Annotated in this window: 22 protein-coding genes and 2 tRNA genes; 18 read left to right on the top strand and 6 right to left on the bottom strand. The window is 61.0% G+C overall.

Annotated features, from left to right (window positions below):
- Positions 1-61 precede the first annotated feature (61 nt).
- The 18 genes from purB (at position 62) to nuoN (ending at position 21,365) form a co-directional block, all read left to right on the top strand.
- Complete coding sequence (gene purB / locus NR126_RS24395; protein WP_027616017.1) at positions 62-1,432, top strand: adenylosuccinate lyase; 1,371 nt, start codon at positions 62-64, stop codon at positions 1,430-1,432.
- 86 nt (positions 1,433-1,518) lie between these two features.
- Positions 1,519-2,688: a cupin domain-containing protein gene (locus tag NR126_RS24390; protein WP_027616016.1), complete on the top strand. Its 1,170-nt coding sequence runs from the start codon at positions 1,519-1,521 to the stop codon at positions 2,686-2,688.
- Positions 2,681-3,106, top strand: coding sequence for a GNAT family N-acetyltransferase (locus NR126_RS24385; protein WP_027616015.1), 426 nt, complete (start codon positions 2,681-2,683; stop codon positions 3,104-3,106). The genes NR126_RS24390 and NR126_RS24385 overlap by 8 nt, the downstream gene beginning before the upstream one ends.
- 144 nt (positions 3,107-3,250) lie before the next feature.
- Complete coding sequence (locus tag NR126_RS24380) at positions 3,251-3,988, top strand: secretin N-terminal domain-containing protein (protein WP_256831967.1); 738 nt, start codon at positions 3,251-3,253, stop codon at positions 3,986-3,988.
- A gap of 494 nt (positions 3,989-4,482) precedes the next feature.
- Positions 4,483-5,808 (top strand): isocitrate lyase, encoded by a 1,326-nt coding sequence (gene aceA, locus NR126_RS24375; protein WP_007970439.1) that lies wholly within the window; start codon positions 4,483-4,485, stop codon positions 5,806-5,808.
- 619 nt (positions 5,809-6,427) lie between these two features.
- Entirely contained in the window at positions 6,428-6,841 is a 414-nt protein-coding gene (locus NR126_RS24370; RefSeq protein WP_027616013.1) for an NADH-quinone oxidoreductase subunit A, read from the top strand.
- Positions 6,842-6,851: 10 nt separating this feature from the next.
- Positions 6,852-7,526, top strand: coding sequence for an NADH-quinone oxidoreductase subunit B family protein (locus tag NR126_RS24365; protein ID WP_027616012.1), 675 nt, complete (start codon positions 6,852-6,854; stop codon positions 7,524-7,526).
- A 72-nt stretch (positions 7,527-7,598) separates the two neighbouring features.
- Positions 7,599-9,383, top strand: coding sequence for an NADH-quinone oxidoreductase subunit C/D (gene nuoC, locus NR126_RS24360; RefSeq protein ID WP_027616011.1), 1,785 nt, complete (start codon positions 7,599-7,601; stop codon positions 9,381-9,383).
- A 2-nt stretch (positions 9,384-9,385) separates the two neighbouring features.
- Positions 9,386-9,883, top strand: a complete 498-nt coding sequence (nuoE, locus tag NR126_RS24355; RefSeq protein ID WP_027616010.1) for an NADH-quinone oxidoreductase subunit NuoE — start codon at positions 9,386-9,388, stop codon at positions 9,881-9,883.
- Positions 9,880-11,235, top strand: coding sequence for an NADH-quinone oxidoreductase subunit NuoF (gene nuoF / locus NR126_RS24350; RefSeq protein ID WP_105755245.1), 1,356 nt, complete (start codon positions 9,880-9,882; stop codon positions 11,233-11,235). The genes nuoE and nuoF overlap by 4 nt, the downstream gene beginning before the upstream one ends.
- 136 nt (positions 11,236-11,371) lie before the next feature.
- On the top strand, positions 11,372-14,086 hold the full coding sequence (nuoG, locus tag NR126_RS24345; RefSeq protein ID WP_027616008.1) for an NADH-quinone oxidoreductase subunit NuoG: 2,715 nt from the start codon (positions 11,372-11,374) through the stop codon (positions 14,084-14,086).
- On the top strand, positions 14,083-15,090 hold the full coding sequence (nuoH, locus tag NR126_RS24340) for an NADH-quinone oxidoreductase subunit NuoH (protein ID WP_027616007.1): 1,008 nt from the start codon (positions 14,083-14,085) through the stop codon (positions 15,088-15,090). Before nuoG ends, nuoH begins: the two co-directional genes overlap by 4 nt.
- An 11-nt stretch (positions 15,091-15,101) precedes the next feature.
- A complete protein-coding gene (gene nuoI / locus NR126_RS24335; RefSeq protein ID WP_027616006.1) occupies positions 15,102-15,650 on the top strand; it encodes an NADH-quinone oxidoreductase subunit NuoI in 549 nt (182 codons plus the stop codon).
- 9 nt (positions 15,651-15,659) lie between these two features.
- The gene (gene nuoJ, locus NR126_RS24330; protein ID WP_027616005.1) at positions 15,660-16,160 is read left to right on the top strand and encodes an NADH-quinone oxidoreductase subunit J; all 501 of its coding nucleotides are present in this window, start codon (positions 15,660-15,662) and stop codon (positions 16,158-16,160) included.
- A gap of 3 nt (positions 16,161-16,163) precedes the next feature.
- Positions 16,164-16,472, top strand: a complete 309-nt coding sequence (gene nuoK, locus NR126_RS24325; RefSeq protein ID WP_003223790.1) for an NADH-quinone oxidoreductase subunit NuoK — start codon at positions 16,164-16,166, stop codon at positions 16,470-16,472.
- A complete protein-coding gene (nuoL, locus tag NR126_RS24320) occupies positions 16,469-18,322 on the top strand; it encodes an NADH-quinone oxidoreductase subunit L (RefSeq protein ID WP_256831936.1) in 1,854 nt (617 codons plus the stop codon). Before nuoK ends, nuoL begins: the two co-directional genes overlap by 4 nt.
- 39 nt (positions 18,323-18,361) lie before the next feature.
- Positions 18,362-19,894 carry an NADH-quinone oxidoreductase subunit M gene (nuoM, locus tag NR126_RS24315; RefSeq protein ID WP_027616003.1) on the top strand — a complete coding sequence of 511 codons (1,533 nt, stop codon included), beginning with the start codon at positions 18,362-18,364 and terminating at the stop codon, positions 19,892-19,894.
- A 7-nt stretch (positions 19,895-19,901) separates the two neighbouring features.
- Entirely contained in the window at positions 19,902-21,365 is a 1,464-nt protein-coding gene (gene nuoN / locus NR126_RS24310; RefSeq protein ID WP_027616002.1) for an NADH-quinone oxidoreductase subunit NuoN, read from the top strand.
- Positions 21,366-21,467: 102 nt separating this feature from the next.
- On the opposite strand, the gene NR126_RS24305 is transcribed toward nuoN, so the two are convergent.
- The 6 genes from NR126_RS24305 to NR126_RS24280 form a co-directional block, all read right to left on the bottom strand.
- Positions 21,468-21,692 carry a PAAR domain-containing protein gene (locus NR126_RS24305; RefSeq protein ID WP_256831931.1) on the bottom strand — a complete coding sequence of 75 codons (225 nt, stop codon included), beginning with the start codon at positions 21,690-21,692 and terminating at the stop codon, positions 21,468-21,470.
- A 192-nt stretch (positions 21,693-21,884) separates the two neighbouring features.
- The gene (locus NR126_RS24300) at positions 21,885-22,319 is read right to left on the bottom strand and encodes a thioesterase family protein (protein ID WP_027616001.1); all 435 of its coding nucleotides are present in this window, start codon (positions 22,317-22,319) and stop codon (positions 21,885-21,887) included.
- 48 nt (positions 22,320-22,367) lie between these two features.
- The gene (locus NR126_RS24295) at positions 22,368-23,201 is read right to left on the bottom strand and encodes an alpha/beta fold hydrolase (protein ID WP_027616000.1); all 834 of its coding nucleotides are present in this window, start codon (positions 23,199-23,201) and stop codon (positions 22,368-22,370) included.
- A gap of 29 nt (positions 23,202-23,230) precedes the next feature.
- Entirely contained in the window at positions 23,231-23,770 is a 540-nt protein-coding gene (locus tag NR126_RS24290; protein WP_105755240.1) for a TetR/AcrR family transcriptional regulator, read from the bottom strand.
- A gap of 183 nt (positions 23,771-23,953) precedes the next feature.
- A tRNA-Glu gene (locus NR126_RS24285) sits at positions 23,954-24,029 on the bottom strand.
- Between the two features lie 76 nt (positions 24,030-24,105).
- Positions 24,106-24,181: transfer RNA gene (locus tag NR126_RS24280), tRNA-Ala, on the bottom strand.
- Positions 24,182-24,289: the final 108 nt, after the last annotated feature.

Raw genomic sequence — 24,289 nt, 5'->3', positions numbered from 1 at the left:
GCGAATTTTTTCATGTATGATACGCGCCCCATTTCGTTGCCCGACTGTCCGAGAACACCCCATGCAGCTCTCTTCGCTCACTGCGGTTTCCCCTGTTGACGGCCGCTACGCCGGCAAAACCCAGGCCCTGCGCCCAATTTTCAGCGAATACGGCCTGATCCGTGCTCGCGTCCTCGTTGAAGTGCGCTGGCTCCAGCGCCTGGCCGCCCACGCCGCTATCGCGGAAGTGCCCGCCTTTTCCGCCGAAGCCAACGCCGTTCTCAATGAACTGGCCGAGAACTTCTCGCTGGAGCACGCCGAGCGCGTCAAAGAGATCGAGCGCACCACCAACCACGACGTCAAGGCCATCGAGTATCTGCTCAAAGAGCAAGCGGCCAAGCTGCCTGAACTGGCCAACGTTAGTGAATTCATCCACTTTGCCTGCACCAGCGAGGACATCAACAACCTGTCCCACGCCCTGATGCTGCGCGAAGGCCGCGATGAGGTGATGCTGCCGCTGATGCGCCAGACCGCCAACGCCATCCGTGAGCTGGCCATCCGCTTCGCCGACGTGCCAATGCTGTCGCGCACCCACGGCCAACCGGCCTCGCCGACCACCCTGGGCAAAGAGCTGGCGAACGTGGTGTACCGCCTGGAGCGCCAGATCGCTCAGGTCGCCGCCGTGCCACTGCTGGGCAAAATCAACGGCGCCGTAGGCAACTACAACGCCCACCTGTCGGCCTACCCGCAGATCGACTGGGAAGCCAACGCCCGCGCCTTCATCGAAGACGAACTGGGCCTGGGCTTCAACCCGTACACCACGCAGATCGAACCGCACGACTACATCGCCGAGCTGTTCGACGCCATTGCGCGCTTCAACACCATCCTCATCGACTTCGACCGCGACATCTGGGGCTACATCTCCCTGGGCTATTTCAAGCAGCGCACCATCGCTGGCGAAATCGGTTCCTCGACCATGCCGCACAAGGTCAACCCGATCGACTTCGAGAACTCCGAAGGCAACCTGGGTATCGCCAACGCGCTATTCCAGCACCTGGCGAGCAAGCTGCCGATCTCCCGCTGGCAGCGTGACCTGACCGACTCCACCGTGCTGCGCAACCTCGGTGTCGGCTTCGCCCATAGCGTGATCGCCTACGAAGCCAGCCTCAAAGGCATCAGCAAGCTGGAACTCAACGAGCAGAAAATCGCCGCTGACCTCGACGCCTGCTGGGAAGTCCTGGCCGAGCCGATCCAGACCGTGATGCGCCGCTACAACATCGAAAACCCGTACGAAAAGCTCAAAGAACTGACCCGTGGCAAGGGCATCAGCCCTGAAGCGCTGCAGACTTTCATCGATGCCCTGGACATGCCTGCACAGGCCAAGGCCGAGCTGAAACAGCTGACCCCGGCCAACTACATCGGCAACGCTGTAGAGCAAGCCAAGCGCATCTGATTGACCGCTGGACCCGTTTGAGACGCCCGGCCGCGCCGGGCGTTTTTATTCCCGTCTGAAAAATGCTTTTTTTCAATAGGTTACACATGAATCCTGACATTCCTCTTCAACTCCTGGGCGGTATCACGGCGCGCGAGTTCATGCGCGACTACTGGCAGAAGAAACCGCTGCTGATCCGCCAGGCGTTTCCTGATTTCGAAAGCCCGATCGACGCCGACGAACTGGCCGGCCTGGCACTGGAAGAAGAAGTTGAATCGCGTCTGGTGATCGAGAACGGCGAGCGTCCATGGGAATTGCGTCGCGGGCCGTTCGCCGAAGACGAGTTCAGCAAACTGCCTGAGCGTGAGTGGACCTTACTGGTACAAGCGGTTGACCAGTTCGTCCCGGAAGTCAGCGAGCTGCTGGAAAACTTCCGCTTCCTGCCGAGCTGGCGCGTCGATGACGTGATGATCAGCTTCGCCGCGCCTGGCGGCAGCGTCGGCCCGCACTTCGACAACTACGACGTATTCCTGCTGCAGGGTCACGGCAAGCGCAACTGGAAAATCGGCCAGATGTGCGACTCCGAGAGCCCGCTGCTGCAACACGCCGACCTGCGCATCCTCGCCGAATTCGAAGCCACCGATGAGTGGGTGCTGGAACCGGGCGACATGCTCTACCTGCCACCGCGCCTGGCCCACTGCGGCGTGGCCGTCGACGACTGCCTGACCTACTCGGTCGGTTTCCGTGCGCCGAGCGCTGCTGAAGTGCTGACCCACTTCACCGACTTCCTTAGCCAGTTCCTGACTGACGAAGAGCGCTACACCGACGCCGACGCGCAGCCGGTCGCCGATCCACACCAGATCCAGCACGACGCCCTTGGCCGCCTGAAAAGCCTGCTGGCCGAGCACATGAGCGACGAACGCCTGCTGCTGACTTGGTTCGGCCAGTTCATGACCGAGCCGCGCTACCCGGAACTGGTCGCAGGCCCGGAAGACATCGAGGAAGACGACTTCCTGAGTGCCCTGGAACAAGGCGCGGTGCTAATTCGCAACCCGAGCGCACGCCTGGCCTGGTCCGAAGTCGATGACGACCTGCTGCTGTTCGCCAGCGGCCAGAGCCGTTACCTGCCGGGCAAGCTGCGCGAGCTGCTGAAAATGATCTGCGCCGCCGACGCCCTGCATGTCGACAACCTCGGCCCATGGCTGAGCGACGAAGACGGCCGCGGCCTGCTGTGCGAACTGGTCAAGCAAGGAAGCCTGGGGTTTGCCGATGAATAAGATTCACGTAAGTGTCGCAGACTGGCAGAAGGACATCGCTGAGATCCGGCGCATTCGTGAAGCGGTGTTCATCGCCGAGCAATCGGTTCCACCGGAACTGGAATGGGATGCCGACGACGCGAGCGCCGTGCATTTCCTCGCTTTCGAAGGCGACTTTCCGATCGGTACTGCGCGCCTGCTGCCTGACGGGCACATAGGCCGGGTATCGGTGCTCAAAGACTGGCGCGGCTTGAAGGTCGGTGATGCCTTGATGCAAGCGGTGATCGGCGAGGCCGAGAAACGCGGTCTCAAGCAGCAGATGCTCAGCGCCCAGGTTCAGGCCACGGCGTTCTACGAGCGCCTGGGCTTTCAGGTAGTCAGCGCGGAATTCCTCGAAGCCGGGATTCCCCATGTTGATATGGTGCGTCACTCGGTCTGAGACCGTGGCGTGACCATCGCGAGCACCACAAAACGCCCCGTCATTTCCCAATGCCGGGGCGTTTTGCTGTCTAGGATTCAACTTGCCTCCTCGCGAGCCGACAAACTGGCACTATCGTGATTTTCCAAGGCGGAGAATATGGACATGCCCCTACGCACCCTGCTCACCACACTCCTGCTCGGCTGGAGCCTTTCAGCCGTCGCGGCAACTGCCGTGGTGCCTCTCAACCACCGCACCAGCGCCGACCTGCTGCCCGTGGCGCAGAAATTTATCGGCAAGGACGGCGACGTCAGCGCCTACGGCAATAAGCTGATCGTCAACGCCCCGCAGGAAAAGATCGATGAACTCAACACCTTAATCAGCCAACTCGACACCGCGCCCAAGCGCTTGCTGATCACCGTCGACACCAGCCAACAGAATCAGCAGGACAGTGGCGACCCACAATCCCGCGTCATCACCTACTCCACCGAAAGTCGCGAAGGCGGAACCCAGCAGATCCAGGCCAGCGAAGGCGTGCCCGCATTGATCCAGACTGGCCAGAGCGTGCCCCTCACCAGCACCCAGACTGACGGCTACGGCCGCCTGCTCAGCCAGACCGAATACCGCAATGTCACCCAGGGTTTCTACGTCACGGCCAGCCTCACCGGCGACACCGTGCACCTGGCCATCAGCACCAACCGCGACCGCCTCAGCCAGGAACGCCCCGATGTAGTGAACGTGCAAAGCACCGACACAACCGTCAGCGGCCGGGTCGGCGAATGGATCACCCTGGCCGGCATCAACCATCAGACCCAGGCCGACAAACAGCGCATGACCCGCAGCTACGCGACTCAGGGCCGGGAAGACATGACCTTGAGGGTCAAAGTCGAGACTTTGGACTAACTCACCGAAAACTGACTGATAAGTCGTATTAGACCAAAGATGTAGTGCCAGAAAAAAAGCACTACAAAACGTTTGACGATACAAAAAAGCAAAGGCATGATGGCCTCGCTCCCGCTAATCAGAGGCCCTGGCAAGGGCCTTCGAAGCGATGTTCGCACCTACCCCGCGAGCCGCTTCGTGTCTGTACCGCCCACAAGGTGTGTTTGACGAGGTTGCCGACTGGAACGAAGTTGTCCCGAGGGACGGAAGCGTAATTAGGTAACCCGGCACACCACTGATGTTCGCACCAGGCCCACGACGCCGAATGCGCCCGACAGCTCGCCTTTACCTGCTCAGCCTCCCCCCCGAGCCCATCGTTCATTCCGTCGCCACCCCGCCGAACCCGACTTGACCACCTGTGCTTCTGGTCAGCGAGCAGCCTCTTACGCCCTTTGACATGCGTACCTGGCAAACGGAATTTTCCACCCAAGACCTATGCGACGAGGTTTATCTCCATGGCACTGACACGCGAACAGCAAATTGCAGCCCTCGAAAAAGACTGGGCTGAAAACCCGCGCTGGAAAGGCGTGACACGCACTTACTCCGCTGCTGACGTCGTCCGTCTGCGTGGCTCGGTTCAACCTGAGCACACCTTTGCAAAAATGGGCGCTGAAAAGCTGTGGAACCTGGTCACCCAGGGTGCCAAGCCAGCCTTCCGTCCTGAGAAAGATTTCGTCAACTGCATGGGCGCCCTGACCGGCGGCCAGGCTGTACAACAGGTCAAGGCCGGCATTCAGGCGATCTACCTGTCGGGCTGGCAAGTGGCTGCGGACAACAACTCCGCCGAATCGATGTACCCAGACCAATCGCTGTACCCGGTTGACTCGGTTCCGACCGTGGTCAAGCGCATCAACAACTCGTTCCGTCGTGCCGACCAGATCCAGTGGAAAGCCGGCAAGAACCCGGGCGACGCTGGCTACATCGACTACTTCGCACCGATCGTTGCCGACGCTGAAGCCGGTTTCGGCGGCGTACTGAACGCCTACGAGCTGATGAAGAGCATGATCGAAGCAGGCGCCGCCGGCGTTCACTTCGAAGACCAGCTGGCTTCCGTGAAGAAATGCGGCCACATGGGCGGCAAGGTGCTGGTTCCAACTCAGGAAGCCGTGCAGAAGCTGACCGCTGCTCGTCTGGCGGCCGACGTTGCTGGCACCCCGACCATCATCCTGGCTCGTACCGACGCCAACGCCGCTGACCTGCTGACATCCGACTGCGACCCATACGACCAGCCATTCGTGACTGGCGAGCGCACCCAGGAAGGCTTCTACAAGGTCCGCGCCGGCCTGGACCAGGCGATTGCCCGCGGCCTGGCCTACGCGCCATACGCCGACCTGATCTGGTGCGAAACCGCCAAGCCGGACCTGGACGAGGCTCGTCGCTTCGCCGAAGCGATCAAAAAGGAATACCCGGACCAACTGCTGTCCTACAACTGCTCGCCTTCCTTCAACTGGAAGAAAAACCTGGACGACGCGACCATCGCCAAGTTCCAGCGCGAACTGTCCGCCATGGGCTACAAGCACCAGTTCATCACCCTGGCCGGCATTCACAACATGTGGCACAGCATGTTCAACCTGGCGCACGACTATGCCCGCAACGACATGACTGCCTACGTGAAACTGCAAGAGCAGGAATTCGCTGACGCGGCCAAGGGCTACACCTTCGTGGCGCACCAGCAGGAAGTGGGCACTGGCTACTTCGACGACATGACCACCGTGATCCAGGGCGGTTCGTCGTCGGTCACCGCACTGACCGGTTCGACTGAAGAAGAACAGTTCCACTGATCGGCTTCGCTTGAGTCAACGGCCGCTGCGAACCGATTGAACAGCTAACCGTAGCGCTGCACCTCTGACGCCCCGACCGAATGGTTCGGGGCGTTTTTTTTGGCACAACACCGCATGAACTTCATCGCGAGCAGGCTCGCTCCCACAGGTTTTGTGGCGAGCGCAGGCGTTGTGGCGCATTCAGAACCCTGTAGGAGCGAGCCTGCTCGCGATGAGGCCGGCACATCCAGCAAAAATATTGCCTGAAACATCGCTTTCGCGAGCAGGCCCGTTCCTACAAGTAACAGCCATGTAAGGGCAACTTTCCGGCGCACTTAACTGATAAACAGATTAAAAACCAATCCAAACAATATTGATTATCATTTAGAAAGAATTCCGTTCGTTACACTGTAAACAAAACATAATTGGCGAAATCCGGCCTAATGCCCACCTACCAAGGCCCACAGGGCATCGACGACTGCTAATGTCCTTATTCCTATAAATAATTTCGCTATAGGAATTTTACTTGCAGGGCGTTTAGCCATAAAATCAGCGGGATTGATTGCGCTGCGACATATCGTCACTGCTTTATTTCTTTATCAAGCTCAGAGACCCTTGCTCTCTGTTAAGGATTACCAGCATGCCCGAAGCGACAGGACTCATGGCCCACAACTGGGGCTTTGCCATTTTCCTTCTGGGTGTCGTTGGCCTCTGCGCCTTCATGCTCGGCGTCTCCGCCCTCCTCGGGTCAAAAGCCTGGGGTCGCAGCAAAAACGAACCGTTCGAGTCCGGCATGCTACCTACAGGTGGCGCCCGCTTGCGGCTCTCAGCCAAATTCTATCTGGTCGCGATGCTCTTCGTGATCTTCGATATCGAAGCCCTCTTTCTCTTTGCATGGTCTGTGTCCGTCCGCGAAAGCGGCTGGACCGGATTCGTCGAAGCTCTCGTTTTCATAGCAATTCTGTTGGCAGGTCTTGTCTACCTATTTCGAGTGGGCGCCCTTGACTGGGCTCCGGAAGCTCGTCGTAAGCGGCAGGCGAAGCTGAAACAATGAGGCTTTGGCAATGCAATACAATCTCACCAGGATCGACCCGGATGCTCCTAACGAGCAGTACCCGATCGGCGAGCGGGAAACCGTTTCCGATCCGTTAGAAGATCAAGTCCACAAAAACATTTACATGGGCAAGCTCGAAGACGTGCTGAGCGGTGCGGTCAACTGGGGACGCAAGAACTCCCTGTGGCCGTACAACTTCGGCCTTTCGTGCTGCTACGTGGAAATGACCACCGCCTTCACGGCGCCCCACGACATCGCGCGCTTTGGCGCCGAAGTTATCCGGGCATCGCCGCGCCAGGCGGATTTCATGGTTATCGCCGGTACCTGCTTCATCAAGATGGCGCCGATCATCCAGCGCCTGTACGAGCAGATGCTCGAACCGAAGTGGGTCATCTCGATGGGTTCATGCGCCAACTCGGGCGGCATGTACGACATCTACTCCGTCGTCCAGGGGGTAGACAAGTTCCTGCCCGTGGATGTCTACGTGCCTGGCTGCCCGCCCCGCCCTGAAGCTTTCCTGCAAGGCCTGATGCTGTTGCAGGAGTCGATTGGCCAGGAGCGTCGCCCACTTTCCTGGGTCGTTGGTGATCAAGGCGTGTATCGCGCCGAGATGCCTTCGCAGAAGGAACAGCGCCGCGAACAGCGTATTCAGGTCACCAACCTGCGCAGCCCCGACGAAGTCTGATCCAGAACAGTTCCTGCAAAGAAACGAGAAGCTGGCTTCATTCTTTACGTTGACCGAAAGCGATAAATAACCATGACTACAGGCAGTGCTCTGTACATCCCGCCTTACAAGGCAGACGACCAGGATGTGGTCGTCGAACTGAACAACCGTTTTGGCCCCGAGGCGTTCACCGCCCAGCCTACCCGCACCGGCATGCCGGTGCTGTGGGTTGCCCGTGCCAAACTCGTCGAAGTCCTGAGCTTCCTGCGCAACCTGCCCAAGCCGTATGTCATGCTCTATGACCTGCATGGCGTGGACGAGCGTCTGCGCACCAAGCGTCAAGGGCTGCCAAGCGGCGCCGACTTCACCGTGTTCTACCACCTGCTGTCGATCGAACGTAATAGTGACGTAATGATCAAGGTCGCCTTGTCCGAGAGCGACCTCAGCGTGCCGTCCGTCACCAGCATCTGGCCCAACGCCAACTGGTACGAGCGCGAAGTGTGGGACATGTACGGGATCGACTTCCCGGGTCACCCGCACCTGAGCCGCATCATGATGCCGCCGACCTGGGAAGGTCACCCGCTGCGCAAGGACTTCCCGGCGCGCGCCACCGAGTTCGACCCGTTCAGCCTGACCCTGGCCAAGCAACAGCTCGAGGAAGAAGCCGCGCGCTTCAAGCCTGAAGACTGGGGCATGAAGCGTTCCGGCGCGAACGAGGACTACATGTTCCTCAACCTGGGCCCGAACCACCCTTCGGCTCACGGTGCGTTCCGCATCATCCTGCAGCTGGACGGCGAAGAGATCGTCGACTGCGTACCGGACATCGGCTACCACCACCGTGGTGCCGAGAAAATGGCCGAGCGCCAGTCCTGGCACAGTTTCATCCCGTACACCGACCGTATCGACTACCTCGGCGGGGTGATGAACAACCTGCCGTACGTGCTCTCGGTCGAGAAGCTGGCGGGCATCAAGGTGCCGGACCGCGTCGACACCATCCGCATCATGATGGCCGAGTTCTTCCGGATCACCAGCCATCTGCTGTTCCTGGGTACTTACATCCAGGACGTCGGCGCCATGACCCCGGTGTTCTTCACCTTCACCGACCGTCAGCGCGCCTACAAGGTCATCGAAGCCGTCACCGGTTTCCGCCTGCATCCGGCCTGGTATCGCATCGGCGGTGTGGCCCACGACCTGCCGAACGGCTGGGAGCGCCTGGTCAAGGAATTCATCGACTGGATGCCCAAGCGTCTGGACGAGTACCAAAAGGCTGCGCTGGATAACAGCATCCTCAAGGGTCGCACCATCGGCGTCGCCCAGTACAACACCAAAGAGGCCCTGGAATGGGGCGTCACCGGTGCTGGCCTGCGTTCCACCGGCTGCGATTTCGACCTGCGTAAAGCGCGCCCGTACTCGGGCTACGAGAACTTCGAATTCGAAGTGCCGCTGGCGGCCAATGGCGATGCCTACGACCGCTGCATCGTGCGCGTCGAAGAAATGCGCCAGAGCCTGAAGATCATCGAACAGTGCATGCGCAATATGCCGGCCGGCCCGTACAAGGCGGATCACCCGCTGACCACGCCGCCGCCGAAAGAGCGCACGCTGCAGCACATCGAGACCTTGATCACGCACTTCCTGCAAGTTTCGTGGGGCCCGGTGATGCCGGCCAACGAATCCTTCCAGATGATCGAAGCGACCAAGGGCATCAACAGTTATTACCTGACGAGCGACGGCGGCACCATGAGCTACCGCACCCGGATTCGCACGCCGAGCTTCGCCCACTTGCAGCAGATCCCTTCGGTGATCAAAGGCGAGATGGTCGCGGACTTGATTGCGTACCTGGGTAGTATCGACTTCGTTATGGCCGACGTGGACCGCTAAGCATGAACAGCACGCTTATCCAGACAGACCGTTTCGCCCTGAGCGAAACCGAGCGCTCGGCCATCGAGCACGAGCTGCATCACTATGAAGATCCGCGCGCGGCGTCGATCGAAGCGCTGAAGATCGTCCAGAAGGAACGTGGCTGGGTGCCGGACGGCGCCCTGTACGCCATCGGCGAAATCCTCGGCATCCCGGCCAGCGACGTTGAAGGCGTGGCGACGTTCTACAGCCAGATCTTCCGCCAGCCAGTCGGCCGCCACATCATTCGCGTCTGCGACAGCATGGTTTGCTACATCGGCGGCCACGAATCCGTGGTCAGCGAAATCCAGAACAAGCTGGGCATCGGCCTCGGCCAGACCACGGCGGACGGGCGTTTCACCCTGCTGCCGGTGTGCTGCCTGGGCAACTGCGACAAGGCCCCGGCGCTGATGATCGACGACGACACGTTCGGCGACGTGCAGCCTGCCGGCGTTGCCAAACTGTTGGAGGGCTACGTATGACCCTGACTTCCTTTGGCCCAGCGAACCTGATCAAGCGCTCGCCCGAGACCCACCCGCTGACCTGGCGCCTGCGCGACGACGGTCAAGCCGTGTGGCTCGACGAGTACCAGGCCAAAAACGGTTACGCCGCGGCACGCAAGGCGTTTGCCGAGATGGACCAGGACGGCATCGTCCAGACCGTCAAGGACGCCGGCCTCAAGGGCCGTGGCGGTGCGGGCTTCCCGACCGGCGTCAAATGGGGCCTGATGCCCAAAGACGAATCCATGAACATCCGCTACCTGCTGTGCAACGCGGATGAAATGGAGCCGAACACCTGGAAAGACCGCATGCTGATGGAGCAACTGCCCCATCTGCTGATCGAAGGCATGCTGATCAGCGCCCGCGCGCTGAAAACCTACCGTGGCTACATCTTCCTGCGTGGCGAGTACACCACCGCCGCCAAGCACCTCAACCGTGCCGTGGAAGAAGCCAAGGCGGCTGGCCTTTTGGGCAAGAACATCCTCGGTTCGGGTTTCGACTTCGAACTGTTCGTGCACACCGGCGCCGGGCGTTACATCTGCGGTGAAGAAACCGCACTGATCAACTCCCTCGAAGGTCGCCGCGCCAACCCACGCTCCAAGCCGCCCTTCCCGGCCGCCGTTGGCGTGTGGGGCAAGCCGACTTGCGTGAACAACGTCGAGACCCTGTGCAACGTGCCTGCGATCATCGGCGACGGCGTCGAGTGGTACAAATCCCTCGCCCGCGAAGGCAGTGAAGACCACGGCACCAAGCTGATGGGCTTCTCCGGCAAAGTGAAGAACCCTGGCCTGTGGGAGCTGCCATTCGGCGTGCCTGCGCGCGAGCTGTTCGAAGACTACGCCGGCGGCATGCGCGACGGCTACACGCTCAAGTGCTGGCAGCCAGGCGGCGCCGGTACGGGCTTCCTGTTGCCAGAACACCTGGACGCACAGATGTACGCCGGCGGCATCGCCAAGGTCGGCACCCGTATGGGCACCGGCCTGGCCATGGCGGTGGATGACAGCGTCAACATGGTGTCCCTGCTGCGCAACATGGAGCAGTTCTTCGCCCGCGAATCCTGCGGCTTCTGCACCCCGTGCCGTGATGGCCTGCCATGGAGCGTCAAGCTGCTGATGGCCATCGAGAACGGCCAGGGCCAGCCCGGCGATATCGAGACCCTGCTGGGTCTGGTCGGCTTCCTCGGCCCAGGCAAGACGTTCTGTGCTCACGCACCGGGCGCCGTGGAGCCGTTGGGCAGCGCAATCAAATACTTCCGTCCAGAGTTCGAAGCCGGTATTGCGCCTCTCAGCGCCGCCGTCCCGCCCCTGGCAAAGCCGATCGTAGTCGGCGCGTAACCGTTGAAAAAAGCGAAGGGTCCGTGCCCTTCGCTTGTCGTGTGATGACGCCGGAAACGGCTGTTTTGACTCACGCGAATGACCAGATTCCATTAGCCACGCCCGCTGACACCGGGCCAACGAAGAACTTTGAACAATGGCCACTATCCACGTAGACGGCAAAGCGCTCGAAGTCGACGGGGCAGACAACCTGTTACAGGCATGTCTGTCGCTAGGCCTCGATATCCCGTATTTCTGCTGGCACCCTGCCCTGGGCAGCGTTGGCGCTTGCCGCCAGTGCGCGGTCAAGCAGTACACCGACGAGAACGACACCCGTGGTCGTATCGTCATGTCCTGCATGACCCCTGCCACCGACAACACCTGGATCTCCATCGACGATGACGAATCCAAGGCGTTCCGCGCCAGTGTTGTCGAATGGCTGATGACCAACCACCCGCACGACTGCCCTGTGTGCGAAGAAGGCGGTCACTGCCACCTGCAAGACATGACGGTAATGACCGGCCACAACGAGCGCCGTTACCGCTTCACCAAGCGTACCCACCAGAACCAGCAACTGGGCCCGTTCATTTCCCATGAAATGAACCGCTGCATCGCCTGCTACCGTTGCGTGCGTTTCTATAAGGACTACGCCGGCGGCACCGACCTGGGCGTGTACGGCGCGCACGACAACGTGTACTTCGGTCGCGTTGAAGACGGCGTGCTCGAAAGCGAGTTCTCCGGCAACCTCACCGAGGTCTGCCCGACCGGTGTGTTTACCGACAAGACTCACTCCGAGCGTTACAACCGTAAATGGGACATGCAGTTCTCGCCGAGCATCTGCCATGGCTGCTCCAGCGGTTGCAACATTTCCCCGGGTGAGCGTTACGGCGAACTGCGTCGCATCGAAAACCGCTACAACGGTTCGGTGAACCAGTACTTCCTGTGCGACCGTGGCCGTTTCGGCTATGGCTACGTCAACCGCGAAGACCGCCCGCGCCAGCCTCTGCTGGCCAACGGCGCCAAGCTGAGCCTGGACGAAGCGCTGGACAAGGCTGCTGACCTGCTGCGCGGTCGCAACATCGTCGGTATCGGTTCGCCCCGCGCCAGCCTCGAAAGCAACTACGCGCTGCGCGAACTGGTCGGTGCCGAGCATTTCTACAGCGGCATTGAAGCCGGTGAGCTGGCGCGTATCCGCCTGGTCATGCAGGTGTTGAAAGACAGCCCGCTGCCGATCCCGACCATGCGCGACATTGAAGATCACGACGCCGTGTTCGTCCTCGGTGAAGACCTGACCCAGACGGCCGCACGCATGGCTCTGGCCCTGCGCCAGTCGGTCAAGGGCAAGGCCGAAGACATGGCCGACGCCATGCGCGTTCAGCCGTGGCTCGATGCGGCGGTGAAGAACATCGGTCAGCACGCGCTGAACCCACTGTTCATCGCCAGCCTCGCCGAAACCAAGCTCGATGACGTTGCCGAAGAGTGCGTACACGCTGCTCCCGACGACCTCGCGCGCATCGGTTTCGCCGTGGCCCACGCCCTCGACGCCAGCGCTCCGGCAGTTGAAGGCCTGGACGCTGAAGCCCTGGAACTGGCCAAACGTATCGCCGATGCCCTGCTGGCCGCCAAGCGCCCACTGATCATTGCCGGTACTTCGCTGGGCTCCAACGCGCTGATCGAAGCGGCGGCGAACATCGCCAAGGCCCTGAAACTGCGCGAGAAGAACGGTTCCATCAGCCTGATCGTGCCGGAAGCCAACAGCCTCGGCCTGGCCATGCTCGGTGGCGAGTCGGTAGACGCTGCCCTGCAAGCGGTGATCGACGGTAAGGCCGACGCCATCGTCGTGCTGGAAAACGACCTTTACACCCGCACCGCCAAAGCCAAGGTCGATGCCGCGCTGAACGCTGCGAAAGTGCTGATCGTCGCCGACCATCAGAAGACCGCCACCAGCGACCGTGCGCACCTGGTCCTGCCAGCCGCCAGCTTCGCCGAAGGCGACGGCACCCTGGTCAGCCAGGAAGGCCGCGCCCAGCGCTTCTTCCAGGTCTTCGACCCGCAGTACATGGATGCCAGCATCCTGGTTCACGAAGGCTGGCGCTGGCTGCACGCCCTGCGTGCAACCCTGCTCAACCAACCGGTGGACTGGACCCAACTGGACCACGTCACCGCAGCCTGCGCCGCGAGCAGCAGCCAACTGGCCGGTATCGTCAACGCCGCGCCGTCCGCCTCGTTCCGCATCAAGGGCATGAAGCTGGCACGTGAACCGCTGCGCTACTCCGGTCGTACCGCGATGCGTGCCGACATCAGCGTCCACGAGCCACGCACCCCGCAAGACAAGGACACCGCGTTTGCCTTCTCCATGGAAGGTTACTCGGGCTCCGCCGAACCGCGCCAGCAGGTGCCGTTCGCCTGGTCGCCGGGCTGGAACTCGCCGCAGGCCTGGAACAAGTTCCAGGACGAAGTCGGTGGTCACCTGCGTGCCGGTGATCCAGGCACTCGCCTGATCGAAAGCCAGGGTGATGCGCTGAACTGGTTCGCCAGTGTTCCACGCGCCTTCAACCCGGCCCAGGGCACTTGGCAAGTCGTGCCGTTCTTCCACCTGTTCGGCAGCGAAGAGAACTCTTCCAAGGCCGCACCGGTACAAGAGCGCATTCCGACTGCCTACGTTGCACTGGCCAAGTCCGAAGCCGATCGCCTGGGCGTCAACGAAGGTGCCCTGCTCAGCCTCAACGTTGCCGGCCAGACCCTGCGTCTGCCGCTGCGCATCAACGAAGAGCTGAGTGCTGGCCTGGTTGCTTTGCCAGCCGGCCTGGCAGGCATCCCGCCAGCCATCTTTGGCGCATCCGTTGATGGTCTGCAGGAGGCAGCGCAATGACCTGGTTCACCCCTGAAGTGATCGACACGATCATCGCGGTCGTCAAGGCGATCGTGGTGCTGCTGGCCGTGGTGGTCGCCGGCGCCCTGCTCAGCTTCGTCGAGCGGCGCCTGCTGGGCTGGTGGCAGGACCGTTACGGTCCGAACCGCGTTGGCCCATTCGGCATGTTCCAGATCGCGGCCGACATGTTGAAGATGTTCTTCAAGGAAGACTGGACCCCGCCGTTTGCCGACAAGGTGATCTTCACCCTGGCACCGGTCGTGGCCATGAGCGCCTTGCTGATCGCCTTCGCGATCATCCCGATCACCCCGACCTGGGGTGTCGCGGACCTGAACATCGGCCTGCTGTTCTTCTTCGCCATGGCCGGTCTGTCGGTCTACGCGGTGCTGTTCGCCGGCTGGTCGAGTAACAACAAGTTTGCCCTCTTGGGCAGCTTGCGGGCTTCGGCGCAGACCGTGTCCTACGAAGTGTTCATGGGCCTGGCGCTGATGGGCATCGTGGTCCAGGTCGGCTCGTTCAACATGCGCGACATCGTCGAATACCAGGCGCAGAACCTGTGGTTCATCATTCCGCAGTTCTTCGGCTTCTGTACCTTCTTCATCGCTGGCGTCGCCGTGACTCACCGTCACCCGTTCGACCAGCCGGAAGCGGAACAGGAACTGGCCGACGGTTACCACATTGAATATGCCGGCATGAAATGGGGCATGTTCTTTGTCGGCGAGTACATCGGCATCATCCTGATCTCGGCGCTGCTGGTCACCCTGTTCTTCGGCGGCTGGCACGGTCCGTTCGGCATCCTGCCGCAACTGGCGTTCTTCTGGTTCGCAGTCAAGACCGCGTTCTTCATCATGCTGTTCATCCTGTTGCGCGCATCGATCCCGCGCCCGCGTTATGACCAGGTGATGGATTTCAGCTGGAGATTCTGCCTGCCACTGACCCTGATCAATTTGCTGGTGACCGCTGCGGTGGTGTTGTGGAACACGCCTGCGGGCGCGGTTCAGTGAGGATTTGACCCATGTTCAAATATATTGGCGACATCGTTAAGGGTACCGGTACCCAGTTGCGCAGCCTGATCATGGTTTTCGGCCATGGCTTCCGCAAGCGCGACACCCTGCAATACCCGGAAGAAGCGGTCTACCTGCCGCCACGCTACCGTGGCCGTATTGTCCTGACCCGCGACCCGGATGGCGAAGAACGTTGCGTAGCCTGCAACCTGTGTGCCGTGGCGTGCCCGGTGGGTTGCATCTCGCTGCAGAAAGCTGAAACCGAAGACGGTCGCTGGTACCCGGAATTCTTCCGTATCAACTTCTCGCGTTGCATCTTCTGCGGCCTCTGCGAGGAAGCTTGCCCGACCACCGCAATCCAGCTGACACCGGATTTCGAAATGGCCGAGTTCAAACGTCAGGACCTGGTGTACGAGAAAGAAGACCTTCTGATCTCTGGTCCCGGTAAAAACCCTGATTACAACTTCTATCGTGTTGCAGGTATGGCCGTTGCCGGTAAGCCGAAAGGCGCCGCACAAAACGAAGCCGAGCCGATCAACGTGAAGAGCTTGCTGCCTTAAGGAAGAAAGATGGAATTCGCTTTCTATTTCGCATCGGGTATCGCGGTGGTGTCCACGCTTCGTGTGGTCACCAACACCAACCCTGTGCACGCCCTGCTCTACCTGATTATTTCGCTGATCGCCGTGGCGATGACCTTCTTCAGCCTCGGTGCACCATTTGCCGGGGTCCTGGAAGTGATCGCCTACGCCGGCGCCATCATGGTGCTGTTCGTGTTCGTGGTGATGATGCTCAACCTCGGCCCTGCCGCGGTTCAGCAAGAGCGCGTGTGGCTCAAGCCCGGCATCTGGCTGGGTCCGGTCGTACTCGCCGCTCTGCTGCTGGCTGAACTGCTGTATGTCCTGTTCAGCCACAGCAGCGGTGCGGCCATCGGTCAAACCACCGTAGACGCCAAGGCCGTCGGCATCAGCCTGTTCGGTCCTTACCTGCTGGTGGTCGAACTCGCCTCGATGCTGCTGCTCGCTGCAGCCGTCACGGCATTCCACTTGGGCCGCAACGAGGCGAAGGAGTAACTCATGCCTGCTATCCCTCTTGAGCATGGACTGGCGGTCGCCGGCATCCTGTTCTGCCTCGGCCTGGTTGGCCTGATGGTCCGCCGCAACATTCTTTTCGTGTTGATGAGCCTGGAAGTGATGATGAACGCCTCTGCCCTGGCGTTCATCGTAGCTGGCGCCCGTTGGGGCCAGCCGGATGGACAGATCATGTTCATCCTGGTGATCAGCCTGGCAGCCGCCGAAGCCAGTATTGGCCTGGCGATCCTGCTGCAACTGTATCGCCGCTTCCACACGCTCGATATCGACGCTGCCAGTGAGATGCGCGGATGAACCTACTCTTTCTGACTTTCGTATTCCCGCTGATCGGGTTCCTGCTGCTGTCGTTCTCCCGCGGCCGCCTCTCGGAAAACCTCGCGGCACTGATCGGCGTCGGCTCCATCGGCCTGTCGGCGATCGTGACCGCCTACGTGATCTGGCAATTCAACGTCGCACCGCCGGAAGGCGGCCACTACACCCAGGTGTTGTGGCAGTGGATGTCGGTTGACGGCTTCGCTCCGAACTTCGCCCTGTACCTGGATGGCCTGTCGGTCACCATGCTCGGCGTGGTGGTCGGCGTCGGCTTCCTGATCCACCTGTTCGCGTCCTGGTACATGCGCGGTGAAGACGGCTACTCGCGTTTCTTCGCCTACACCAACCTGTTTATCGCCAGCATGCTGTTCCTGGTGCTCGGCGATAACCTGTTGTTCCTGTACTTCGGCTGGGAAGGCGTGGGCCTGTGCTCCTACCTGTTGATCGGTTTCTACTACAGCAACCGCAACAACGGAAACGCAGCACTCAAAGCCTTCATCGTGACCCGCATCGGTGACGTGTTCATGGCCATCGGCCTGTTCATCCTGTTCCAACAGGTGGGCACGCTGAACATCCAGGAACTGCTGGTGCTAGCACCGCAGAAATTCCAGGCTGGCGACTTCTGGATCGTTCTGGCGACCCTGATGCTGCTGGGCGGCGCTGTTGGTAAATCGGCACAACTGCCGCTGCAAACCTGGCTGGCGGATGCGATGGCTGGTCCTACCCCGGTTTCGGCACTGATCCACGCCGCCACCATGGTGACCGCCGGTGTCTACCTGATTGCCCGTACCCACGGCTTGTTCGCCCTGGCGCCGGACATCCTGCAACTGGTTGGCCTGGTCGGCGGTGTGACCCTGGTGCTGGCGGGTTTCGCAGCCCTGGTCCAGACCGACATCAAGCGTATCCTCGCCTACTCGACCATGAGCCAGATCGGCTACATGTTCCTGGCCCTGGGCGTCGGTGCCTGGGACGGCGCGATCTTCCACCTGATGACCCACGCCTTCTTCAAGGCCCTGCTGTTCCTTGCTTCCGGTGCGGTGATCGTTGCCTGCCACCACGAGCAGAACATCTTCAAGATGGGTGGTCTGTGGAAAAAGCTGCCACTGGCCTACGCCAGCTTCATCGTCGGCGGCGCGGCCCTCGCGGCCCTGCCACTGGTGACCGCAGGTTTCTACTCGAAAGACGAAATCCTCTGGGAAGCCTTCGCCAGCGGCAACCACGGTCTGCTGTACGCCGGCCTGGTCGGTGCGTTCATGACTTCGCTGTACACCTTCCGCCTGATCTTCATCGCGTTCCACGGTGAAGCCAAGACCGAAGCCCACGCCGGCCACGGCATTGCCCACTGGTTGCCACTGTCGGTGCTGATCGTGTTGTCGACCGCCATTGGCGCGATGATCGTTCCACCGCTGCATGGCGTACTGCCAGAAAGCGTTGGTCACGCCGGCGGCGAAGCCAAGCACAGCCTGGAAATCGCCTCGGGCGCCATCGCCCTGTCCGGTATCCTGCTGGCCGCGCTGCTGTTCCTCGGCAAGCGTCGCTTAGTCACCGCGATCGCCAACAGCGGCATCGGCCGCCTGCTCTCGGCCTGGTGGTTCGCTGCCTGGGGCTTCGACTGGATCTACGACAAACTGTTCGTCAAGCCATACCTGGCGATCAGCCACCTGCTGCGCAAAGACCCGTTCGACCAAACCATCGGTTTGATCCCGCGCCTGGCCAAAGGGGGTCACAACTCCCTGAGCCGTACCGAGACCGGTCAACTGCGTTGGTACGCTGCCTCGATGGCTGCTGGTGCCGTGCTGGTTATCGGCGCCATCGTGCTGGTAGCGGTCTGATATGAACCTTGCGAACTTGCGAAAGGAAACGAGCCCGTCATGATTCTGCCTTGGCTAATCCTGATTCCCTTCATCGGCGGCCTGCTGTGCTGGATGGCTGAGCGCTTCGGCGCCACCCTCCCGCGCTGGATTGCGCTGTTGACCATGACCCTGGAACTCGCTCTCGGCCTCTGGCTGTGGGCCCACGGTGACTATTCATTTGCGCCGGCGCCTGGCGCCGACCCGACCTGGGCGCTTGAATTCAAGCACGTCTGGATCGAGCGCTTCGGCATCAACGTGCACCTGGCCCTCGACGGCCTGTCGCTGTTGATGATCCTGCTGACCGGCCTGCTGGGTATCCTCTCGGTACTCTGCTCCTGGAAAGAAATTCAGCGTCACGTGGGCTTCTTCCACCTGAACCTGATGTGGATCCTGGGCGGCGTTGTCGGCGTGTTCCTCGCCCTCGACCTGTTCATGTTCTTCTTCTTCTGGGAAATGATGCTGGTGCCGATGTACTTCCTCATCGCGCTCTGGGGTCACAGCTCTTCGGACGGCAAGAAAACCCGGATCTACGCGGCGACCAAGTTCTTCATCTTCACCCAGGCTTCCGGCCTGATCATGTTGGTGGCGATCCTGGCCCTGGTACTGGTCAACTTCAACAACACCGGTGTGATCACCTTCAACTACGCCGACCTGTTGAAGACCAAGATGTCGATGACCACCGAGTACATCCTGATGCTCGGCTTCTTCATCGCCTTCGCGGTCAAGCTGCCGGTTGTACCGTTTCACTCCTGGCTGCCTGACGCTCACGCCCAGGCACCGACCGCCGGTTCCGTCGACCTCGCCGGTATCCTGCTGAAAACCGCTGCCTACGGCCTGCTGCGCTTCGCCCTGCCGTTGTTCCCGAATGCTTCGGCCGAGTTCGCGCCGATTGCCATGGCTCTGGGCCTGGTCGGGATCTTCTACGGTGCGTTCCTGGCGTTTGCGCAGACCGACATCAAGCGTCTGATCGCCTTCTCCAGCGTGTCCCACATGGGCTTCGTGCTGATTGGCATCTACTCCGGCAGCGCGCAAGCCCTGCAAGGTGCCGTGATCCAGATGCTGGCCCACGGCCTGTCGGCTGCCGCACTGTTTATCCTCAGCGGTCAACTGTACGAGCGCACTCACACCCGCGACATGCGTGAAATGGGCGGCCTGTGGTCGAAGATCGCTTACCTGCCGGCCATCAGCCTGTTCTTTGCAGCCGCCTCCCTGGGTCTGCCGGGTACCGGTAACTTCGTCGGTGAGTTCCTGATCCTGATCGGCACCTTCGCCAGTGCGCCATGGATCACCGCGATTGCTACCTCCGGCCTGGTGTTCGGTTCGGTCTACTCGCTGATCATGATTCACCGCGCCTACTTCGGCCCGTCGAAGTCCGACGCGGTGTTGCATGGCATGGATGCTCGCGAACTGATCATGGTGCTCGGCCTTGCGGTGCTGCTGATTTACCTCGGCGTCTTCCCGCAACCGTTCCTCGATACCTCTGCTGCGACCATGCATGGCGTGCAGCAATGGCTCGGTACCGCCTTCACTCAACTCGCTTCGGCCCGGTAAGAGCGCTATGGAATTCACGATTCAACACTTTATTGCGCTTGCGCCACTGTTGATCACCAGCCTCACCATTATCGTGGTGATGCTGGCGATCGCCTGGCGCCGCAACCACTCGCAGACCTTCCTGTTGTCGGTGGCGGGTCTTAACCTGGCCCTGTTGTCGATCCTGCCAGCGCTGAAAGTCGCGCCTTTGGCCGTGACCCCACTGCTGCAGATCGACAGCTTCGCCTGCCTGTACATGGCGCTGATCCTGGTCGCCACCCTCGCCTGCGTCACCCTCGCCCATGCCTACCTGGGCGACGGCGGCACCGGTTACCCGGGCAACCGCGAAGAACTGTACCTGCTGATCCTGCTGGCTGCCGCTGGTGGCCTGGTGCTGGTCAGCGCGCAGCACCTGGCCGGCCTGTTCATCGGCCTGGAACTGCTGTCGGTACCGGTCTACGGCCTGGTGGCTTACGCCTTCTTCAACAAGCGTTCGCTGGAAGCCGGCATCAAGTACATGGTGCTGTCGGCTGCCGGTTCCGCGTTCCTGTTGTTCGGTATGGCCCTGCTCTACGCCGAAGCCGGCACCTTGAGCTTCAGCGGCATCGGCATGGCGCTGGAGGCCACTGGCCTGCCAAGCCCGCTGGCGCAACTGGGCCTGGGCATGATGCTGATCGGCCTGGCGTTCAAACTGTCGCTGGTACCCTTCCACCTGTGGACTCCGGACGTCTACGAGGGTGCTCCGGCACCGGTGGCGGCGTTCCTCGCCACCGCCTCGAAAGTCGCGGTGTTCGCGGTGATGGTGCGTCTGTTCCAGATGTCGCCAGTGGCCAGCAGCGGCGTGTTGAGCACCGTGCTGACCGTGATCGCGATTGCCTCGATCCTGTTCGGTAACCTGCTGGCACTGACCCAAAGCAACCTCAAGCGTCTGCTGGGTTACTCGTCGATTGCCCACTTCGGTTACCTGCTGATCGCCCTGGTGGCGAGCAAGGGTCTGGCACTGGAAGCTATCGGCGTGTACCTGGTCACCTACGTGATCACCAGCCTCGGCGCCTTCGGTGTGATCACCCTGATGTCCTCGCCGTACAAAGGCCGTGACGCTGATGCCCTGTACGAGTACCGCGGCCTGTTCTGGCGTCGTCCGTACCTGACTGCAGTACTGACCGTGATGATGCTGTCTCTGGCCGGCATCCCGCTGACCGCCGGCTTCATCGGCAAGTTCTACATCATCGCCACCGGTGTCGAAGCCCACCAATGGTGGCTGGTTGGCTCGCTGGTACTGGGCAGCGCCATCGGCGTGTTCTACTACCTGCGCGTGATGGTCACCCTGTTCCTGATCGAGCCAAACCTGCGCCGCGTCGACGCCCAGCTGCACTGGGAACAGAAAGCGGGCGGCGTGATGCTGCTGGCAATCGCCGTACTGGCGTTCTTCCTCGGCGTCTACCCACAACCGCTGCTGACCCTGGTTCAGCACTCGGGTCTGGCGGGTTGATCGCTTAGAAAGGCACGCAGTACAAACAGAAACGGCACCTTCGGGTGCCGTTTTTGCGTTTGGTGAATTAACTGACCATTTCTACTGCCACGGGTGTGTCACTCAGCCGCTGCGGCTGTCGAGGGTGCCGGCCATCAACCTGCCGTGGCTCTCCATGTAAGGAATACCACCGACGATCTGGTAGGTTTTATCGGTTACCCCGCACGTAACTCGACCACCCTCACACGCATGTAGATCACCGTAAAGATTGATTCTCGGATCGCCATCGAGAACCTTGCCGCCACACTTCGTTTCGTCATTCAGACCTATAAAATAGCCGGCGCTCACAGCGCTTGATCTCCATTATTTCTGTTCAGAAGAGAGGCAGAAATAATGCGGCGTGCACTCAAAGCTTCGCGAGAGTCTCGGCGGGGTCAAACGTGCGATTAGGACCGTTCGCTAAAGGTAATTCTCCTTCTCCTACATCTGGAGCCGTAAGCGTCACCTACACCAGAAACAAACGTCCTGAACCTGCCAGATTTATGCTTCGACTAACGCCGGCCCATACCCCTCAATAAACTCACTCGGCATACGCTTCGGCCGGCCCGTAGACAGCTCAATACAGACAAAGGTGGTTTGCGCTCGCAGCAGGGTCGAGTTGTCGCTGGGGCGTACCAGCTGAAACTGCCGGGTCATTTTCAGGCGCTGGTCCCAGTCGACGATCCAGGTCGCCAACTGCAGCTCGTCACCCTCGTAGGCGGCGGCCAGGTAATCGATCTCGTGGCGGACCACGGCCATGGCTCGGTCCAGCCGGCGATACTCCACCAGGTCCAGTCCCAGGCGCTGTGAGTGGCGCCAGGCGCAACGTTCGAGCCAGGTGACGTACACCGCGTTGTTGGCGTGTCCCAGCCCGTCGATGTCCTCAGCGGCCACCTGCAGGTCAATCACAAAGGGGGTTGCCCGATCCCAGCCCATTCCACACTCCCGGTCCGTTTATTCGACCGGGAGCAGTGTAACGGATGATCAGGCCGATTGGCGCGCCTGCAGGCTGCGGCCGGCGAGCAAGGTCAGCACGCCCTCGACCACGCGAGGATCGGCCAGCACGCGCTGATGACCGCCCGTCTCCAGCCGCAACAGACGACTGTCGAACCAGGCCTCATGAATCAGTTGCGATTCGCTGACCCGCACAAAGGTGTCGTCTTCGGCGTGGACGATCAGCCCCGGCATGTCCAGCTGATAATGGGCGACATCCAGTCGGGAAGCGGGAATGCCCACCTCTTGCTCGATTTTGCGGATAAACGCCGAGCGTGCTCGCGCCGGCATGCCAACGAACTTCGCAAAACCGCGTAGCACGCTGAGGATCCGCGCCGGAGCGGCGATGCTCACCAGATTTTCGGTGCGCAGGCCCAGTTGCACGGCGAGCATGGCACTGGCACCGCCCATGGAGTGGCCGATGACCGCATGCAGTGGCGGCAACTCGGCTGCGGCCTCGAGCATCGCCCGGGCAAACAGCATCACGTTGGCCTCATGGCCGGGCGATCGACCGTGGGCCGGACCGTCGAGCGCAACAGCGGTGTAGCCCGCCTCAACCAGTGCGTTGATCAGGCTGGCGAACTGGGTCGGCCGCCCTTCCCAACCGTGCATCAGCAAAACAGTGGGTCCCTGGCCCCAGCGCAAGGCCGAGAGACCAAAGCGCAGGGTGATGCGCTCGGCGCTGGCCAGCAGCGGCAGCTCCCAATCCCGGGGTGGCGTCTCGCGGGGAGTCATGAACACCTGACGCATCTTGTTCGCAACCATCTGTGGCGCTACCCAGCCCAATGTGCCGTTAACGCCGCGAATCCAACTCATCGTGCTCATCGCTCATCTCCCAGGGCCAACGCTTCAGGTCACAGCACCGCCGACTTGGCGGCGCGCAGCAATCGATCAGACAACTCACCGGCCCCCAGCGCGCGCGCCAGGGCCAGACCACCCACCATCAACGCCAGATCAGCCAGCACCTTGTCGATGTCTTCCGGGCTGGTGGCCAACTGCGCCACCATCAGCTCGATGTGTTCATTCAGCGCACTGCGAAAATTATCCGGCAGGCGCCCCATCTCACCGACCGCTGCCGGAATCGGGCAGGCCTGCTCGGTCGAATCACGGTGCTTGCGCGACAGGTAAAAGGCCGCCACCAACGCCCGACGCTCCTCACCACTCAGCTCGCTGTCCATCTCGGCGATCAGCGCCCGGCGTTGACCGAGCAGTTGAGTGAAGGCTTCCAGCATCATCGCGTCCTTGCTTTCGAAGTGCGCATAGAAACCGCCGACAGTCAGGCCGGCCGCGCCCATCACTTCGCCCACGCTTGGCTCGGCCGGACCACGCTGAACCAGCGCAGAACTGGCGGCCTGGAGAATGCGTTCACGGGTTTGAGCTTTTTTGTCGTTCATCGTTGCCTCCGAATATTACGATAGAAATATTATTCTCATAATAAATTTACGCAAGTCGTTGATAGGACCGTTGGTCAGAAGAGCAGGATTGAGGGAGTAGGAAGATTGGCCAAACGCCAGACAAACAAAAGGGCCATTCAATAATTGAATGACCCTTATAAAATCCCGCAGAGCGGGTAATCGTGGCGTCCCCTAGGGGACTCGAACCCCTGTTACCGCCGTGAAAGGGCGGTGTCCTAGGCCACTAGACGAAGGGGACACAAACCTTCTGTACATGATCAGCGCTGAGTACTGATCGATTCAAGGCCGGTGTGGCCAGACCTTGAACTGTAAATTGGTGGAGCTTAGCGGGATCGAACCGCTGACCTCCTGCATGCCATGCAGGCGCTCTCCCAGCTGAGCTAAAGCCCCGGATTTTTCGCCTCGCGGCGGAGCGACGTTTTGCAACATCGCTTCTGTAAAACTGGCGTCCCCTAGGGGACTCGAACCCCTGTTACCGCCGTGAAAGGGCGGTGTCCT

It is taken from the genome of Pseudomonas sp. Pse1, assembly GCF_024519635.1.
In the GTDB taxonomy this organism is placed as follows: Bacteria; Pseudomonadota; Gammaproteobacteria; order Pseudomonadales; family Pseudomonadaceae; genus Aquipseudomonas.
This window is presented reverse-complemented; position numbering and strand designations above follow the sequence as displayed.